This window comes from Ruminococcus bicirculans (ex Wegman et al. 2014), from assembly GCF_000723465.1.
GTDB classification, from domain to species: Bacteria; Bacillota; Clostridia; order Oscillospirales; family Ruminococcaceae; genus Hominimerdicola; species Hominimerdicola aceti.
Map to the genome: position 1 here is coordinate 1,537,750 of NZ_HF545616.1, position 18,421 is coordinate 1,556,170.

Here is an 18,421-nt window from a genome sequence, read left to right on the forward strand (position 1 = left end):
TTGATATGAAAAAAATACTTGTTATACATGGTCCTAACCTTAATCTTCTGGGCGAACGTGAGCCTGGAGTTTACGGTACAGATACATTCGAGAGCATAAACAACGAGATAATCGAGCATGCAATAAAATATGAGTTTCACTGCGACGTTTATCAGTCAAACCATGAGGGTGAAATAATCGACAAGCTTCACCTTGCTAGAAAAAATTATGACGGCGTTATACTTAACGCAGGCGCTTATACACACTATAGCTATGCTATCAGAGACGCTATCGCCGCAATAAAGATTCCTGTCGTTGAGGTGCATCTGAGCAATATACACTCCCGTGACGAATTCAGACACACTTCTGTTATTGCACCTGTATGCGTGGGTCAGATAAGCGGGTTCGGAAAGTATTCATACTACATGGCTGTTGACGCTTTGTATTACAAATGGAAAAATGAAAGCGGTGCAGACAATGACTGATCTTGAAAAACTTTGTTCACGAGTAACAGAAGCGGCAGATTGTGCTGTTATCACTGACGATGTGAACAGAAGATATTTCACCGCAATGAAATCAAGTGCAGGAACACTATTGGTTTTTCCAGAAAAAGCGTATTTTATCATAGATTTCAGATATATTGAAAAGGCAAAGAAAACTGTCACAGCTTGCGAGGTTATTTTGCAGGACAAGCTCTATGAGCAGATAAACAGCCTTATTGAAAAGCATGGTGCAAAAACAGTTTCTGTTAATGCCGATACCTGCACACTTTCCGAGCTTATCGCATATCAGCAAAAGCTTAATGCTGAGGTCATCGCAGACACAAAGCTTGCGGAAATAATACGAGAGATCAGAACAGTTAAATCCCAAGAGCAGATAGACAAGATAATCAAAGCACAGCGTATCGCTGAAAAGGGTTTTGCACATATGCTTGACTTTATCAATGTCGGCAGAACTGAAAAAGAAATTCAGCTGGAGCTTGACTATTATATGCTTAAAAATGGTGCTGAAGCTCTGTCTTTTGACACTATTGCACTTTCAGGCTCTAATACTTCGCTTCCACATGGTGTACCATCTGACAAAAAAGTTGAGAGCGGTGAGTTCGTGCTTATGGATTTCGGAGCAACTTATGATGGCTGGCACAGCGATATGACTAGAACTGTATGCGTAGGCAAACCTAGTGACAAGATGAAGTCTGTATACGAAACTGTTCTTAATGCACAGCTTTCAGCTCTTGACGCAGTAAAGGCAGGTATGTCAGGAAAAGAGCTTGACAAGATAGCTAGAGATATCATAACTGAAGCAGGCTATGGAGATAATTTCGGTCATTCTCTCGGACATGGTGTGGGAGTTGAGATACATGAAAGCCCTTATGCTTCGCCTAGCAGGGAAGATATATTGCCTGAAAATTCGATCGTAACAGTAGAGCCAGGTATTTATCTTGAGGGCAAGTTTGGTGTAAGAATAGAAGATTTTGTTGTTGTTACAGAAAACGGCTGTATCAATATGACAAAAGCCCCTAAAGAGCTTATTTGCTTGTAACTTTTTTTGATTTTTTGGTAAAAAAGTTTTCAAAAGCTATTGCAATAAACAAATAAATATGGTAAAATAAATATAGAGGTATGCGGACATTTTGAACTGTGTACACATTAATTAAGAATGTTTATGGAGGTACTAAATAATGGTAACTGCTGGTGATTTCAGAAACGGCGTGACTTTTGAAGAGGACGGCAACGTAATGCAGATCGTTGAGTTTCAGCACGTTAAACCTGGTAAGGGTGCAGCGTTCGTCAGAGCAAAGGTTAGAAATGTAATTTCAGGTTCTGTTGTTGAAAAGACATACAATCCAACAGCTAAATTCCCAACAGCATATGTTGAGAGAAAGGATATGGAGTATTCTTACAATGACGGTGATCTTTATTATTTCATGGATCCAGAGAGCTATGAGCTTGTTCCAGTAAACAAGGCTGAGCTTTCAGATAACTTTAAGTTCGTAAAGGAAAACATGGTATGTAAGATCCTTTCTTACAAGGGCACAGTATTCGGCGTAGAGCCTCCATACTTTGTTGATCTTGAAGTAACAGAGACAGAGCCTGGTATCAAGGGCGATACAGCTACAAATGCTACAAAGCCTGCAACAGTTGAAACTGGTGCTGAGATCAGAGTTCCTCTGTTCATCAACACAGGCGACAGAATAAGAATCGATACTCGTACATGTGAGTACATGGAAAGAGCATAAGTTTTAGCCTTTACGGTTTTTTAGAAACGGAGGGAATATTATGGAGCTGTCAAAGAAGGTTGCATATTTAAAGGGACTTATGGAAGGTCTTAAAATTGACGATTCCACAAACGAAGGCAAGATATTGACAATTATGGCTGATATTCTTGATGAGATGTCTGCTACAGTTGAGGATATTGCAGAAGAAGTTGACGAGACAGTTGAGCTTGTAGATACTCTTGACGAGGATCTCGGCGAGATAGAAGAGCTTATTTACGGCGACGATGATGACGATGACGACTGTGATTGTGACGACGATTGCTGCTGTGATGACGAATATGACGATGATGAGGACGCTATGTATGAGTGTGTGTGCCCTAACTGCGGTGACACAATAATGCTTGGCGAAAACATTATCGCTGACGGTTCTATTGACTGTCCAAACTGTGGAGAGAGCCTTGAGTTTGATTTCTCAGAAATTGAGGACGAGGACAACGAGGATTGATCTCATAAAAAGTGTTCAGCAAAATTTAATAATGTGTTTCAGGGGTGGTGAAATTCCACACCGGAGGTGATCGAATAGTATTCGTAAGTCCTCGACCGCAGAAATGCGCTGATTCGGTGAAAATCCGAAACCGACGGTAAAGTCCGGATGGAAGAAACGACAGATCAATAACGCATAAATTGCACCCTGATTTTATTTTCAGGGTGCTTTTGCTTTTGCTGCTGTTTCTCCCGATAATTTTATTATTTGGAGGAATTAAAATGACAAGTGATAACACTATGCCAAGAAATAAAACTTTTACAACAAGAAAAATGGTAACGGTGGCAATGCTCAGCGCCATAGCTACTGTAATATATTACCTTGATTTCCCTGTGCCACTTATGCCAGGATTTATCAAGCTTGACCTTTCAAACGTTATATCCCTGCTGGCAGGTTTCTCAATGGGACCTATTGCAGGCGTGATCGTTTGCCTTATCAAGAACGTTATCCAGTTGATTATAAAGGGACTAGGCACAACAATGGGTATCGGCAACATCTTTGACTTTGTAACAAGCGCAGCTTTTGTGCTGACGGCTTCTGTTATATACCACAAGAAAAAAACCAGAAAGAATGCTATCATAAGCTGTATCATTGGCACTTTGGTTTTCACAGTAATAAGCTTGCCGTTGAATTATTTTATCGTTTATCCTATATACTTTAAAGCATTCGGCGGAGAAGCTGCTATACTCGGTATGTACCAGCAGATAATGGGTAGCGTAAAGAATATTTTCTCTGCACTGTGTATTTTCAATCTGCCTTTTACTTTTGTGAAGGGTATTATTTGTGCATTGGTCACAATTCTTATTTATAAGCCTTTGTCGCCTATTCTTAAAGGCAAAGACTAAAACAAAATTAATGCTGAACACAAAAAAGCCTTGGCAGGCACATTCCTGTCAAGGCTTTGATATTTATTATTTAACTGCTTCAAGAAGATCATTGATCTTGTCTGTCTTTTCCCAAGCTACATCAAGATCCTCACGTCCCATATGACCATAAGCTGCAAGCTGCTTGTACTGTGGCTTTCTAAGGTCAAGGCTCTTGATTATTGCAGCAGGGCGAAGGTCAAATACCTTTTCTACAGCTGCCTCTATCTTTTCATCAGAAACCTTTCCTGTGCCGTATGTGTCGACCATGATTGAAACAGGGTGAGCAACACCGATAGCATACGCAAGCTCAACCTCGCACTTCTTGGCAAGACCTGCTGCAACGATATTCTTTGCAACGTATCTTGCAGCATATGTTGCGCTTCTGTCAACCTTTGTAGGATCTTTTCCTGAGAAAGCACCACCACCATGACGAGCATATCCACCATATGTGTCAACGATTATCTTTCTTCCTGTCAGACCACTGTCGCCCTGAGGGCCGCCGACTACAAATCTACCTGTTGGGTTTACAAAATAAGTAGTGTTCTCATCAAGAAGTTCAGCAGGGATAACTGTCTTTATAACGTTCTCGATAATATCTTCTCTTATCTGCTCCAGTGTTACAGCGTCATCATGCTGTGAAGAAACTACAACAGCGTCAACTCTTGTTGGCTTGCCATCATCATATTCAACTGTTACCTGAGTTTTTCCGTCCGGTCTGAGATATGGCAAAGTGCCGTTCTTTCTGACTTCTGTAAGTTTAAGAGCAAGCTTGTGAGCAAGTGATATAGGCATTGGCATAAGTTCAGGTGTTTCGTCACAAGCAAAACCGAACATGATACCCTGATCGCCTGCACCTGTATCGAATGCGTTTTCAGCTCTGCCTTCGAGAGCGTTGTCAACACCCATTGCAATATCAGGCGACTGCTTGTCTATAGTTGTGAGAACTGAACAGGTGTGTCCGTCAAAACCATACTTGGCTCTGTCATAGCCTATACCGACAACTGTATCTCTAACGATCTGTGGTATGTCGATTATAGCCTTTGTTGTTATCTCGCCCATGCACATTACTACACCTGTTGTAGTGACCGTTTCGCAGGCAACTCTTGACATAGGGTCCTGCTCCAGCAGAGCGTCAAGTATAGCGTCAGAGATCTGATCGCATATTTTGTCAGGATGTCCCTCAGTAACCGACTCAGATGTAAATAAATACTTTGACATAAAAATACCTCTTTTCTGAATATTTGTTAATCTAAAAACAGCCACAAAAAAAGCGCTTCATTCCGAAACGCTTGAAATTACTCAATTTCCTCATCTTTCGGAAATAACCGCAGGATTTAGCACCTTAACTAACGCTAGGTTGCTGGGCTTCACAGGACCTGTTTCCTCCACCACTCTTGATAAGGCTATTTAATTTTAACAAAATATATTATACACCATATATCGACTATTGTCAACTGTTTTACACATAATTATAGATTATTTTAATGTTTCGTAATAAATCAGCAAATACTAATAAAAGCATTGACTAACTAGGACAAGTTCGTTATAATATAAAAAGAGGTGAGTTTTTTTGAAAAATGACAATTCAAATATAAGAACATTGTTTCTGACCTTTCTTAAGATAGGCGTTTTTACCTTTGGCGGAGGATATGCAATGATAGCCTTGCTAGAAACAGAATTTTGTGTGCGCAAAAATTGGCTTGATAAAAAAGAATTTCTCGATATGACAGCTATATCAGAGTCCACCCCCGGACCAACTGCTGTAAACAGTGCTACATATATCGGCTACAAAATAGGCGGTGTGCTGGGTGCTATTGCGGCAACTGTCGGTGTGTGCATACCGTCGTTTTTTATAATCTACATAATATCACTTTTCTTTGACAAATTTCTGTCTTTAAAAGTAGTCTACGCTGGATTCCGTGGCATTCAGGTGGGCGTAATATATCTCATACTTACTGCAGGACTAAGAATGTTGAAAGCACTTGATAACACATTGCTTGACAAAATTATAATTCTTGGAGTTTTCATAATGATGATACTTTTCACACTTTTTTCTGTGAAGTTTTCATCAGTATTTTATATTATCATAAGTGGTGCTGTGGGCATTGCCGTGTATCTGATTAAAACCCTCAGAAAGAGAAGTACAATAAAATGATATATCTCAAACTTTTTCTCATTTTTCTGGAAATAGGCGCAGTGTCATTCGGCGGAGGATACGGAATGATATCCATTATCCGTGAAAAAGTTCTTACCTTTGGCTGGCTCAGTGAGGACGAATTTGTGAACTTTATTGCCGTATCTGAGTCCACACCTGGACCACTTGCCGTGAACATGGCGACCTTTGTAGGCTCATCGCAGGCAGGTTTCATAGGCGGATTGATAGCCACTCTTGGCGTTGTGTTGCCTTCGTTCGTGATAATATTCATCATAGCTTCGATCATGAAAGATTTGCTGAAATACTCAGGGGTAAAAGCAATGCTTTCAGGCATTCGTCCTTGCGTTGTTGCAATGATACTCGCCACTGGCATTACAATGGCTTTATCTTCACTGCTAAATATCACCACCATAAATTCAAAGCCTGCTTTTGACTATAAAGCGTTGATAATATTCCTGCTCATAGCCTTGGCAGATGTGCTTCTTTTGAAACTGAAGAAATTCAAGCTCTCACCGATCACAATTATCGTAAGCTCCGCCTTTCTCGGCATAATATTCTATTAAAAAAAGCTGTAACACCGCAAAGTGCTACAGCTTTTAATATTTGTGATATGAAAATTAACCCAGAAGCTTTTTAAGTCTCTCGTCAACAGCCTTAAGGAAGTCCACTGTATTTACTTTCTTCTTATTTTCAAGTGTAGAAAGCAGATAAAGATCACCTGTCATAACACCGTCTTCAATAGTTTCGATAGTTGCCTTTTCAAGACAATCAGCAAAGTTCATAAGCTCAGGCAGGTTATCGAGTTCGCCTCTTTTTCTCAGAGCGCCTGTCCATGCGAACAGTGTGGCAACTGAGTTTGTAGAAGTTTCTTCGCCCTTGAGGTGCTTGTAATAGTGTCTTTGAACAGTACCGTGAGCAGCCTCATATTCATAGATTCCGTCAGGTGAAACAAGAACAGAAGTCATCATAGCCAGTGAGCCATATGCTGTAGCTACCATGTCAGACATTACGTCACCGTCATAGTTCTTGCAGGCCCAGATATAACCGCCGTTTGAACGAATAACTCTTGCAACAGCATCGTCGATAAGAGTATAGAAATACTCGATACCAGCCGCTTCAAACTTAGCCTTGTACTCGTTGTCATATATCTCCTGGAAGATATCCTTGAATGTGTGGTCATACTTCTTTGAAATAGTATCCTTTGTAGCAAACCAAACATCCTGCTTCTTATCAAGTGCAAAATTAAAGCAAGCTCTTGCGAATGAAGCGATAGAAGTTGACTTGTTATGCTGACCCTGAATAATTCCGTCGCACTCAAAGTTGTAAATTGTTTCTCTAGTTTCCTTGCCGTCCTTGTCAGTGCAAACAAGCTCTGCCTTTGAGCCAGCAGGACACTTCATTTCAACGTTCTTATAAACGTCGCCGTATGCGTGACGAGCGATAGTGATAGGCTTTGTCCATGTAGGAATGTATGGAGTGATACCCTTAACAAGGATAGGAGTTCTGAAAACTGTACCGTCAAGGATAGCTCTGATAGTGCCGTTAGGGGATTTCCACATTTCCTTGAGGTTGTATTCAGGCATTCTCGCAGCGTTAGGTGTGATAGTTGCGCACTTAACAGCAACGCCGTATTTCTTTGTAGCGTTTGCAGAGTCAACAGTTACCTGATCGTCGGTCTCATTTCTATGAACAAGACCAAGATCATAGTATTCTGTTTTAAGGTCAATATATGGAGTAAGAAGAATATCCTTTATATCCTGCCAGATAATTCTGGTCATTTCGTCGCCGTCCATTTCAACGAGCGGTGTTTTCATCTGAATTTTTGCCATTGGTAAGACCTCCTATAAAGTAATAATGGAATATCCGTTGTTTTTAGCTATCGCAGATATCTTTTTGTAAACGTCAAGACTTGCAATTATAAGCTCCTAGTTGTCGCTGTCATTGTCCGTAATAAATGCGGCAATATCGGCAATAAAAGAATAGTTTTTCATTTCCGGAGTGCTGTCCTTTGTGCCGAAAAGTTTCGAGAAAATCCCCATAGGGACCTCCATATCAGACTTCATTATTTTGAGAGCTGTTCTCTTGTGTAGTCAAGCAGACCACCTGCAAGGATAATATCCTTTGTTCTGCCTGTAAGCTCGCAGAGAACTGGTATCTCAACACCTGTTGTCTTATTCACAACAATGAGCTTAGACATATCAGCCTCAACATCTGCACGAACGTCAGCAAGAACGATCTCATCGCCCTGATTTATCTTGTCATAGTCAGCTTCATTTACAAATGTGAGCGGAAGGATACCTGCGTTGATAAGATTAGCTCTGTGTATTCTTGCAAAGCTCTTAACAAGAACAGCCTTTATGCCAAGATAGAGAGGAGCAAGTGCTGCGTGTTCTCTTGATGAACCCTGACCATAGTTTGAGCCGCCAACGATTATTGACTTGCCCATGTTCTTTGCACGTCTTGGGAAGTCCTCATCACATACTGTAAAGCAATGCTGTGATATAGCAGGGATATTTGAACGCAATGGAAGTATCTTCGCACCGGCAGGCATGATGTGGTCGGTTGTGATGTTGTCGCCCACCTTAAGTGATACCTGACAATCAATGCTGTCATCAAGCGGTGAAGTCTGTGGGAAAGGCTTGATATTTGGTCCTCTAAGAACCTCAACGCTGTCCATATCAGCCTCGTCAGCTGGCGGAACAACCATATTGTCGTTTATCTTGAAATGTTCAGGAAGCTTGAACTCAGGCATATCTCCAAGTGTTCTTGGGTCTGTGAGGTAGCCTGTGAGAGCTGAAACAGCAGCCATTTCAGGTGATACCAGATAGATCTGACCATCCTTTGTGCCTGAACGTCCCTCAAAGTTTCTGTTGAATGTTCTAAGTGAAACACCCTTTGAGTTAGGTGACTGACCCATACCGATACATGGGCCGCAAGCGGATTCAAGTATTCTTGCGCCTGCTGCTATCATATCAGCAAGTGCGCCGTTCTCAGCGATCATGTTAAGTACCTGCTTTGAGCCTGGAGCGATTGCAAGTGAAACGCTAGGGTCAACTGTCTTGCCCTTAAGAATGTGAGCTACTTTCATCATGTCAACATAAGAAGAGTTTGTGCATGAGCCGATACAAACCTGATCTATCTTAAGCTTTCCGATCTCATTTACGCTCTTAACGTTGTCAGGAGAATGAGGACAGGCAGCCAGTGGTACGAGCTGTGAAAGATCGATGTCTATCTGTTCGTCATAGACAGCGTCATCATCAGCCTTTAGCTCGCTCCATACGTCAGCTCTGTCCTGAGCCTTCAGAAATGCAAGTGTTGTTTCGTCAGAAGGGAAGATAGATGTGGTTGCACCAAGCTCAGCACCCATATTTGTGATAGTTGCTCTCTCAGGGACTGTAAGTGTCTTTACGCCCTCACCGCAGTATTCTATAACTTTGCCTACGCCGCCCTTTACAGACATTCTTCTGAGAACTTCAAGGATAACGTCCTTAGCTGATACCCATGGAGAAAGCTTGCCTGTGAGATTTACCTTTACTATCTTAGGATATGTGATGTAATAAGCACCACCACCCATTGCAACTGCAACATCAAGTCCACCTGCACCTATAGCGATCATTCCGATACCACCGCCTGTTGGAGTGTGGCTGTCAGAGCCTATAAGGGTCTTACCTGGTATACCGAAACGCTCAAGATGTACCTGATGACAGATACCGTTTCCGGGACGTGAAAAATAAATGCCGTGCTTCTTGCAGACAGAACCGATAAATCTGTGGTCGTCGGCATTCTCAAAGCCTGACTGAAGCGTGTTGTGGTCGATATAAGCTACAGACTTTTCCGTTCTGACACGAGGAACGCCCATTGCCTCATATTCAAGATAAGCCATTGTACCTGTTGCGTCCTGAGTAAGTGTCTGGTCGATACGGATACCGATCTCCTGACCCTTAACAAATTCGCCGTCAACAAGATGTGCTTTAAGTATTTTTTCTGTTAAAGTAAGTCCCATTGTAACAACAATCCTTTCAAAAATAACTGATATTAATATTTTATAACAAATTGCGATTTTTGTCAAGGTAAATATAAACATTTGCTTGATTTTATAGCGTTTTAGTGCATATTTTTGCATGGTATACGTCAATTTACTGTATAAATTTTCATTTCTTACGATATCCTTACTTGACACGGCAAAGCGTATATTATATAATAGTTGTGTTATCAGAGAAAACAAGGCGGTGAAAAGCATGAAAGCAAAAACTGTTTTGATATTATTATCGGCGGTGATACTATGTCTGACAGGCTGTACAGAGTCACAAAAGCCCACAACAGTTGTGGATAATTCCTCTGCCGTGACTACGTCATCAAGTGCTGACAGCGACAGCACAAATTCCTACTATGACAGCACGCCTATATCTCAGGCTTATCTCTCAGGCAATACAGCAAATCTTGATGATAAACAGCTTGAAATATACAACAAAGCCGTTTCAGCCATTGAAAAACTTATTACCCTTGACATGAACGATTACGAAAAAGAGCTTGCGGTACATGATTATATAGTCGGCTGTTCAAGCTATGACGAAGCACATCTCAATGCGCTTGGTATTGGCCTGCCAAACTCTGATAATCCATATGGCTGTCTTATAAACGGAAAAGCAATATGCTCAGGCTATTCCACAACGTTTCAGCTTTTTATGGATATGCTGGAAATACCCTGCAAGACCATATACGCCACAGATTTTGAGGGCGACGATCACTCATGGAACATAGTTCAAATAGGAGAAAGCTGGTATTATGTTGATGCCTGCTGGGACGACCCTATCCCTGACTTTACGGATAGACCAGTAAGGCACAAGTATTTTAACGTCTCAAAAGAATACATGAAAACAAAACACGTCTGGGACGATACAGAGCTTCCTGATACAGATAGTACAAAGTTCAGCTATATTACGCAGACAGTTACGCATATAAACTCAGTAAATGAGATAGAGAGTCTTATGGAAAAGGCTTTGGATAATATGCAGGACAGCGTGGCGGTAACGTCAGATATGAGCGATTTTCAATTCAGTGAAACTGACCAGATAGACACGAACTTCAATGAGGAAAATATCAAAGGGCTTAGCAAAGTTTTTGACAGCTTCTGCGAAAAGCATACAGATCATCAAGTATACTGTCAACGCGTTCAAAACGGAAATGATATAGTTTTGGTGATGTACATGAGAAAATTCAGATAGGAGAGAGCAATGAAATTCAGACCTTGCATAGATATCCATAACGGTAATGTAAAACAGATAGTGGGCGGAAGCCTTTCTGACAAAAATAATTATGCTGTGGATAACTTCGTTTCAGAATATGACGGAGCTTATTATGGCAAGCTTTATAAGTCATACGGACTGACGGGGGGACATATTATTATACTGAACCCTGTCGGCAGCGAATTTTACAACGCAGACCTCGAACAAGCCTACAGTGCATTATCCGCATTTGAGGGCGGATTGCAGATAGGCGGCGGAATAAATGATGAAAACGCCGCACAATTTCTTGAAAAGGGCGCAAGTCACGTTATCGTGACGAGCTTTGTTTTCAAAAACGGTGTTGTTAATTTCGATAATCTGAACAGACTGGTGAAGTCCGTTGGCAAAAGCAGACTTGTTCTTGACCTTTCCTGCCGCAAAAGGGACGGGAAGTATTACGTTGTGACCGACCGTTGGCAGAAATTCACCGATATTGAAATGAACAGCCAGACCTTAGAAATGTTCTCAAAATATTGTGATGAATTTCTTATCCATGCTGTTGACACAGAGGGCAAAGCAAAGGGCATTGAGCCGCAGATAGCAAAGATAATGGGAGAATACTGCACCATTCCATCGACCTATGCCGGAGGAATTTCATCATTTGAGGATCTCGATAACCTGAAAGAACTCGGCAGGGGAAAGATAGATTTCACCATAGGCTCTGCCCTTGACATTTTCGGTGGAAATATGAACTTTGAAAAAGTCGCTGTCTACGGCAAATAGCCACGCCTTATGCAATAAACACAATATTTATAGCTGTTTGCTGCATATTTTGGCACAAAAAGATTTGCAATTTTAGCGGAAATATGTTATAATATTATGATACTAATTCAGAAAGGACGAATTTTTATGTCTAAGATCCGAGTTGCCGTTATTTTCGGCGGAAAATCAAACGAGCACGACGTATCTGTTGTTTCTGCAACTCACGTTATAAAGAGTATACCAAAGGACAAATATGATGTTATTTGTATCGGAATAACAAAAAAAGGTCACTGGATGAAATATATAGGAGATGTTGACGATATTGCGTCAAACAAATGGGAACAGCACCCTGATAATGTTCCATGCGTTCTCAGCCCTGACCCTCTTCACAAGGGCTTTATCGCTCTTGGCGAAAACGGCGAATATCAGAATGTAAAAGTTGACGTTATTTTCCCAGTCCTTCACGGAAAGAACGGTGAAGACGGCACTATTCAGGGGCTTTTTCAGCTTGCTGAGATACCATTTGTAGGCTGTGACTGCATATCCTCTGCAAACTGCATGGATAAGGGACTTACACACACTGTTCTTGACGCAAACGGCATAAAGACAGCAAAGTGGGTAGGCATTATAACCTCAGAGCTTTCACATCTTGACAAAAAGTGCGACGAAATGGAAAGCAAGCTTGGCTATCCTATGTTCGTCAAGCCTGCAAACTGTGGTTCTTCGGTGGGCGTTTCAAAAGCTAAAAACAGAGACGAGCTTAAATCTGCTATCAAGCTTGCATTTGCTCATGACAGCAAGGTCATTGTAGAAGAAACTATAGTAGGCATGGAGTGCGAGTGTGCGGTAATGGGCAATGACGAGCCTTTTGCTTCAACTGTCGGTGAAGTATGCTCCGCAAATGACGAGTTTTACGATTTTGACGCAAAATATAATGACGCCGCTTCCAAAACGCTTATCCCTGCAAGAATGAGCGAGGAAAGCATTGAAGAAATAAGAAAGACGGCTGTCAAGGCATACAGAGCAATGGGCTGCAGCGGACTTTCAAGAGTAGACTTCTTCCTTATGAAAGACGGCACTGTTATTCTTAACGAGATAAATACTCTCCCAGGTCACACGCCTATAAGTATGTATCCACAGCTTATGCAGTACGAGGGAATGACCCCTGCACAGCAGGAAGATAAGCTTATCAAGCTGGCACTTGATAAGGCGGAGGTTGATTATGAATAACGCCGCCATTGGAGTTTTCGACTCAGGAGTTGGCGGGCTTACCTGTGTGAAAGAGCTTATAAAGCTTCTGCCAAATGAAAATATCGTTTATCTTGGCGACACGGCAAGAGTGCCATACGGCTCAAAAAGCAGAGAGACTATAATGAGCTATGCCAGACAGGATATAGAGTTTCTTAAACAGCATAACGTTAAAATGATACTCGTTGCTTGCGGTACAGTTTCTTCTGTATTGCCTGCAATGGATATAAAGTCAGATATCTCCATAAGCGGAGTTGTTGAGCCTGCTGTAAAGGCTGCCTGCTCTGCTACAAAGAATAACAGGATAGGCGTTATAGCCACAAGTGCGACCATAAAGAGCGGCATTTACGGCAAAGCTATAAGAAGCATTAACCCTAACATCAAGGTGGTCGGCAAGGCTTGTCCTATGTTCGTACCACTGGTAGAGAATGGCTATACTGCCCCTGATTGCGTGCCTGCAAGGTATATCGCACAGGAGTATCTTGAAATAATGAAAAAAGAAGACGTTGATACGCTTATTCTCGGCTGTACTCACTATCCACACCTCACTGAACTAATTTCAGATATAATGGGCGAGGGTGTAACACTTGTTTCATCAGGTGCAGAGCTTGCGAAATATGCACTCAACTCCCTTTCATACAGCGATGATACGGCTGAAAGAGAAGAGCGTGAGAGCCTTGAGCTTTACTGTACCGACAGCGTTGAGCTGTTTTCTGAGAATGTTGAACGTTTTCTCGGAAACAATATCAATGCACAAATATCAAAATGCAGCCTAAAGCTGTAAACTGGAGGATTTTATTTGACCAGCAAGGAAGTATCAATAAAACTTGTTAGCCGTCAAAGCGACGGTAATACAAAAGAAGAAACAGAGCTTATCTCAGCAGGACTTTATGAAGCAACCGAAAAAGGATATCGCATATCGTATGAGGAGTCTGAGGCAACAGGATTTGAAGGAAGCGTTACAACGCTAGAAACCGAAGGCTGCCGCAAGGTGACTATGAACAGAACCGGAACGGTTGAAGCGAATCTTGTTGTTGATATGGGCGAAAAGCAGCATTGCGTTTATGGCACTCCATACGGTGATTTTATGATAGGCATAACCGCTAAAACCATAAGATCAGATCTTGACGAAAACGGTGGAATGCTTTTCTTTCACTATGTTTTAGATGTCAATTCAAGCTATATCGGTGATTTTGAGATAGCTATAGAAGTAAAAGCGGCAAATGTTGTCGCATAATTATATTTGGAAGGACGGAAAAATAATATGACTAATCTCATAAGCGACGCATTTATTCAGGCTAAGGAGCTTGTAATGAAGGCTATGGGCGAGCTTGTTGCAGACGGAACTTTTCCAGCAGAGCCTGTTCCTGCATTTAATACGGAGATACCTGCCGACTCAAAAAACGGTGACGTTTCCACTAATGCCGCAATGGTATGTGCAAGACCTTTCAGAAACAATCCAAGAAAAATAGCAGAAGCTATCGTATCAAAGATAGACCTTAACGGCTCATACTTTGCAAGATGTGAAGTGGCAGGTCCTGGGTTCATCAACTTTTTCTATTCTACTGAATGGTATGCAACTGTAGTTGCCACTGTTTTGGAGCAGAAAGAGAAATACGGCGAAACTGACCTTGGCGCAGGGAAGAGCGTTCTTGTGGAATTTGTTTCTGCAAATCCAACAGGTCCTATGCACATAGGCAATGCAAGAGGCGGAGCTATAGGCGATTGTCTTGCGTCTGTTCTTGAAAAGGCAGGCTATGAGGTAGCAAGAGAGTTCTATATCAATGACGCAGGCAATCAGATAGAGAAGTTCAAGACTTCACTCGAAGTTAGATATCTTCAGATATACAAGCCTGAAACTGAGCTTCCGGAGGATGCTTATCAGGGTCAGGACATAATCGACCATGCAAACGCATTCAATGAGATATACGGCGACAAGTATGTGAACGCTGACAGCGAGGAACGCCGTCAGGCACTTTGCGATTTTGCTCTGCCAAAGAACATTCAGAAGCTTCACGACGACCTTGGCAAATACAGAATACAGTATGACAAGTGGTTCAACGAAAGCACACTTCATAAGGACGGCTCAGTTCAGAGAGTTATCGAACAGCTCAAAGCAAGCGGTCATACCTATGAAAAAGACGGTGCCCTTTGGTTTAAAACAACAGAGTTCGGTGACGAAAAGGATAGAGTTCTCGTTCGTGAAAACGGTGTGCCAACATATCTTGTGCCTGATATCGCATATCACTACAACAAGCTTGCAGTAAGAAAATTCGATAAGGCTGTAGATATTTTCGGTGCGGACCACCACGGATATATAGCTCGTATTAAAGCTTCTATGACAGCACTTGGCGTTGACGCTGACAGACTTGACATTGTTATCATGCAAATGGTAAACCTTGTCCGTAACGGTGAAAAGTATAAGCTTTCCAAGCGTTCAGGCAAAGCTATCACTCTGTCAACTCTTCTTGACGAAATACCGATAGACGCAGCAAGATTTTTCTTCAATCTCCGTGAGCCTAACTCTCACTTCGATTTTGACCTTGACCTTGCCGTATCTCAGACAAGCCAGAACCCTGTTTATTATGTACAGTATGCACACGCAAGAATTTGTTCTGTCCTTAAAAAGATGAACGAAGAGGGCATTGAAGTTAAGAGCCTCGACAAGGCGGCTCTCAGCGTCCTCACAGCCCCTGAGGAGCAGGAGATGATAAAACACCTTGCTACTCTGCCGAACGTTATAAACGAGGCTGCAAAGGCTTATGACCCAGCTAAGGTAACAAAGTATGTTATAGACCTTGCTACAATGTATCACAAATTCTATAACAACTGCCGTATCATGGGAGAAGACGAGAGCGTTATGCAGGCAAGACTTTCACTTTCACTTGCAGTTAAGCAGGTAATAAAGAATATTCTTGATATGCTCAAGATAACTTGCCCAGAGTCTATGTAATAAAATATCAGACCCGACCGTGGAAAACTCCACGATCGGGTCTTTTGTTATTTCTGGGTATTTCTTATGTAGTGGAATAGATATTGCTGTGCAATGCCCTCAACACCCTTCACACAAGAGGGAAGTCCGTTCGGATACCACTGTGCAAGCACTCGCTTCACCCACACGTCTTTTGGGAAAGCGTCCGTTTTGTAAAAGCCGAAAAGCAGTGTACAATCAGCAACTTTCGGACCAACGCCCTTGATCTTCATAAGCTCGTTTCGTGCATCGTCAAGGGGCATTTCTTTTATCTTTTGGTAGTCTATCTCACCACTCAAAACCTTTTCAATGGCGTCAACAAGATATTTTGCTCTGAACCCTGAACGCAGATACGCAAGGCTGTCTATAGTTTCATCTGCCATATCTTCAGCAGAAGGGTAGCCGCTATAATGCTCACACAAACGTCCTATAATGCCCTTTATCCTTGGGATATTGTTATTCTGACTTATTATAAAGGAAGATAACGCCTCCCAACTGTCCTGCCTGAGTATTCTTATGCCGCCTGCAAATGAGCAGGCTTTTGACAGAGTTTCGTTCTCAGAGAAGCGGCGTTTAAGCTCCCCGTAATCAGTATTCAGGTCAAAATAATCGATCCAAATGTTTTCAAAGTTCTGCACAGTAGTGTCATGAAGCCTAAACACGCCATTTTCGGGTTCCTCACTTATGGTAAGTTTGTTGTTAAGGAAAGCTCCGCTGTAAGTTTTTTTATCTATCTTCTCCCAGCGAAAAGCCTGTCCGCAATCAAGTGTATCATCTAGTCCAAAATCAGGCTGTTTCAGCAAAATGTCACTGCCGCTTTGTGTATAATCCATAAAATTCAGCTCCTATTTATCATAAAATCATCGAATCTACTTGCAAAATTCTACAAAAAATATTATACTATAAATATTAGTATTTTTCAAGCGGATAAAGTAAACATATCTAAGAAAGGATAGATCATATGAGAGAAAGCATTCTAACAATACCTGTCACAGATATATTTAAGCCGAAATGCGGCTGTCCAATATGCCGCCTGCGTGATACGTTGGAGCAGAGAACTGTTGAGTACATAATGGGAGCGGCTATGATGGAGCCAGACGTGCGTATGGAGACCAATAAGCTCGGTTTCTGCAAAACACATTTTGAACAGATGAGAGCCTGCAAAAATAGACTGTCACTTGCGCTTATGCTTCAATCACATTTGCAGGATATGCAAAAGCATATTTTCACACGAAAGAAAATGTTCGAGGGCAAGACAGCAAAGCAAAAGAAAGTCAGCGCAGTAAATAACGAATGTTTTGTATGCAGCAAGGTGGATTGGGGAATGTCAAGGATACTCGTTACGCTGTTTGAGATGTATGTTCAACAGCGTGATTTCAGAGATCTTTTTGCTCAGCAGGAAATGCTTTGTCTGCCGCACTATGACCTTTTAGTGTCTATGTGTACTGAAAATATGGATAAGAAATATCAGAAGCAGTTTATTGACGCTTGCGGCGAGCTGACAAGCAAATATCTTGACACTCTTGAAGCGGACGTATCACACTACTGTAAGATGTATGACTACCGTAACACAGGAGCAAATGCCGATTGGGGAAACTCAAAAGACTCCATAGAGCGTGCTATAAAATTTCTTACCACAAGATAAGAAATTTTCGTTACTTTTCGTTACAATGGTTACAGCTTAGATTTTATGCAGAACATTGTAAAAGTACAATTATATGTACAGAAGATCAGCTTATATCATTTAATAGGTCATTGTTCTTTGATCGGGTCATTTTTTTGTACTTTGGATCTAGCATTGTAAATTTATTCTCAAACAAATTCAAAAATTATGTAAAGTGCGGTCATTCCACTGCTAACAAATAACCTTCAACAGACAAGTTTGTATGTTAATATATTCGTAACATTCTCGTATGTATTTGTTCCCAAAAGTTAGCGTTTTTTCGCTTAAATGGTCGATTTTCGTTATAATATGAAGTTTTCAACAGCCTGCAAATACCGATAAAACCATGAGTTTTCAACGTTTTCAACATGGTTTTCAACAGAAAATGCCCCTACGAATGTTGAAAACTTTTCATATTCAACATTTTTGCGTTGAAATGTTGAATATTGCACTTTTTAAATGCCAACAATCAGTAATATAATCAAGTAATTGGTATTTAGAGGAGTTGACTTTAATGCTTAAAGGAATTAATAAACAAATCATCGAAATAAAGTGTACAGAAAATGAATGTTTTGATAAGATTCTATTATTTGTAAACGCAAATAAAAATCATCTACACCCTGATATTTTAAGAAAAAATGCTGTTGATATCGCAAGTGCGATAACGGGGGACAAAATGTTTTCGACAAACAGAAAATTCAACTTTGCGGCTGTGATATCAACTATAATTGGTGTGGCAATGCTTGTTCTGCTGCTTATCGCATTGTGTATGTGATAAGCATAAATATCA

At 41.3% G+C, this 18,421-nt stretch carries 19 protein-coding genes and 2 riboswitches; of the genes, 15 read left to right on the plus strand and 4 right to left on the minus strand.

Annotated elements, in window-relative coordinates:
• The first annotated feature begins 5 nt into the window (after positions 1–5).
• From aroQ to RBI_RS07035, 5 genes are all read left to right on the plus strand, one after another.
• Positions 6–464 carry a type II 3-dehydroquinate dehydratase gene (gene aroQ, locus RBI_RS07015; RefSeq protein WP_038671969.1) on the plus strand — a complete coding sequence of 153 codons (459 nt, stop codon included), beginning with the start codon at positions 6–8 and terminating at the stop codon, positions 462–464.
• Positions 457–1,521, plus strand: a complete 1,065-nt coding sequence (locus RBI_RS07020) for an aminopeptidase P family protein (RefSeq protein WP_051706593.1) — start codon at positions 457–459, stop codon at positions 1,519–1,521. The genes aroQ and RBI_RS07020 overlap by 8 nt, the downstream gene beginning before the upstream one ends.
• A gap of 139 nt (positions 1,522–1,660) precedes the next feature.
• A complete protein-coding gene (gene efp, locus RBI_RS07025) occupies positions 1,661–2,218 on the plus strand; it encodes an elongation factor P (RefSeq protein ID WP_022286889.1) in 558 nt (185 codons plus the stop codon).
• A gap of 40 nt (positions 2,219–2,258) precedes the next feature.
• Positions 2,259–2,702, plus strand: coding sequence for a CD1247 N-terminal domain-containing protein (locus tag RBI_RS07030; RefSeq protein ID WP_038671973.1), 444 nt, complete (start codon positions 2,259–2,261; stop codon positions 2,700–2,702).
• A gap of 30 nt (positions 2,703–2,732) precedes the next feature.
• Positions 2,733–2,865, plus strand: a riboswitch (FMN riboswitch).
• A gap of 97 nt (positions 2,866–2,962) precedes the next feature.
• Positions 2,963–3,586 carry an ECF transporter S component gene (locus RBI_RS07035; RefSeq protein WP_022286891.1) on the plus strand — a complete coding sequence of 208 codons (624 nt, stop codon included), beginning with the start codon at positions 2,963–2,965 and terminating at the stop codon, positions 3,584–3,586.
• A gap of 66 nt (positions 3,587–3,652) precedes the next feature.
• On the opposite strand, the gene metK is transcribed toward RBI_RS07035, so the two are convergent.
• Positions 3,653–4,825 carry a methionine adenosyltransferase gene (gene metK, locus RBI_RS07040; protein WP_038671975.1) on the minus strand — a complete coding sequence of 391 codons (1,173 nt, stop codon included), beginning with the start codon at positions 4,823–4,825 and terminating at the stop codon, positions 3,653–3,655.
• Between the two features lie 87 nt (positions 4,826–4,912).
• Positions 4,913–5,011: riboswitch (SAM riboswitch) on the minus strand.
• A 166-nt stretch (positions 5,012–5,177) separates the two neighbouring features.
• Here metK and RBI_RS07045 point away from each other — a divergent pair.
• Positions 5,178–5,762, plus strand: a complete 585-nt coding sequence (locus RBI_RS07045) for a chromate transporter (protein ID WP_081855986.1) — start codon at positions 5,178–5,180, stop codon at positions 5,760–5,762.
• Positions 5,759–6,325, plus strand: a complete 567-nt coding sequence (locus RBI_RS07050) for a chromate transporter (RefSeq protein ID WP_022286894.1) — start codon at positions 5,759–5,761, stop codon at positions 6,323–6,325. Before RBI_RS07045 ends, RBI_RS07050 begins: the two co-directional genes overlap by 4 nt.
• A gap of 54 nt (positions 6,326–6,379) precedes the next feature.
• On the opposite strand, the gene RBI_RS07055 is transcribed toward RBI_RS07050, so the two are convergent.
• Both RBI_RS07055 and RBI_RS07060 read right to left on the minus strand, forming a co-directional pair.
• Positions 6,380–7,591 (minus strand): NADP-dependent isocitrate dehydrogenase, encoded by a 1,212-nt coding sequence (locus tag RBI_RS07055; protein WP_038671977.1) that lies wholly within the window; start codon positions 7,589–7,591, stop codon positions 6,380–6,382.
• A 233-nt stretch (positions 7,592–7,824) separates the two neighbouring features.
• Positions 7,825–9,765, minus strand: coding sequence for an aconitate hydratase (locus tag RBI_RS07060; RefSeq protein ID WP_038671979.1), 1,941 nt, complete (start codon positions 9,763–9,765; stop codon positions 7,825–7,827).
• A 235-nt stretch (positions 9,766–10,000) separates the two neighbouring features.
• On the opposite strand from RBI_RS07060, the gene RBI_RS07065 reads away from it, so the two are divergent.
• From RBI_RS07065 to argS, 6 genes are all read left to right on the plus strand, one after another.
• Entirely contained in the window at positions 10,001–10,987 is a 987-nt protein-coding gene (locus RBI_RS07065) for a transglutaminase domain-containing protein (RefSeq protein WP_051706595.1), read from the plus strand.
• A 9-nt stretch (positions 10,988–10,996) separates the two neighbouring features.
• Positions 10,997–11,770, plus strand: a complete 774-nt coding sequence (gene hisA, locus RBI_RS07070) for a phosphoribosylformimino-5-aminoimidazole carboxamide ribotide isomerase (protein ID WP_038671981.1) — start codon at positions 10,997–10,999, stop codon at positions 11,768–11,770.
• A 126-nt stretch (positions 11,771–11,896) separates the two neighbouring features.
• Positions 11,897–12,979, plus strand: coding sequence for a D-alanine--D-alanine ligase family protein (locus RBI_RS07075; RefSeq protein WP_022286899.1), 1,083 nt, complete (start codon positions 11,897–11,899; stop codon positions 12,977–12,979).
• The gene (gene murI, locus RBI_RS07080) at positions 12,972–13,781 is read left to right on the plus strand and encodes a glutamate racemase (RefSeq protein WP_022286900.1); all 810 of its coding nucleotides are present in this window, start codon (positions 12,972–12,974) and stop codon (positions 13,779–13,781) included. The genes RBI_RS07075 and murI overlap by 8 nt, the downstream gene beginning before the upstream one ends.
• 15 nt (positions 13,782–13,796) lie before the next feature.
• Complete coding sequence (locus tag RBI_RS07085; RefSeq protein WP_038671983.1) at positions 13,797–14,234, plus strand: DUF1934 domain-containing protein; 438 nt, start codon at positions 13,797–13,799, stop codon at positions 14,232–14,234.
• Positions 14,235–14,261: 27 nt separating this feature from the next.
• Positions 14,262–15,950 (plus strand): arginine--tRNA ligase, encoded by a 1,689-nt coding sequence (argS, locus tag RBI_RS07090; protein ID WP_038671985.1) that lies wholly within the window; start codon positions 14,262–14,264, stop codon positions 15,948–15,950.
• A gap of 47 nt (positions 15,951–15,997) precedes the next feature.
• Here the strand turns inward: argS and RBI_RS07095 are convergent, their stop codons facing one another.
• Entirely contained in the window at positions 15,998–16,801 is an 804-nt protein-coding gene (locus RBI_RS07095) for a DNA-3-methyladenine glycosylase family protein (RefSeq protein WP_051706598.1), read from the minus strand.
• 128 nt (positions 16,802–16,929) lie between these two features.
• Here RBI_RS07095 and RBI_RS07100 point away from each other — a divergent pair, with 128 nt between their 5' ends.
• Entirely contained in the window at positions 16,930–17,613 is a 684-nt protein-coding gene (locus RBI_RS07100) for a DUF6062 family protein (RefSeq protein WP_038671987.1), read from the plus strand.
• A 532-nt stretch (positions 17,614–18,145) separates the two neighbouring features.
• Positions 18,146–18,406 (plus strand): hypothetical protein, encoded by a 261-nt coding sequence (locus RBI_RS07105; RefSeq protein WP_022286905.1) that lies wholly within the window; start codon positions 18,146–18,148, stop codon positions 18,404–18,406.
• Positions 18,407–18,421 lie beyond the last annotated feature (15 nt).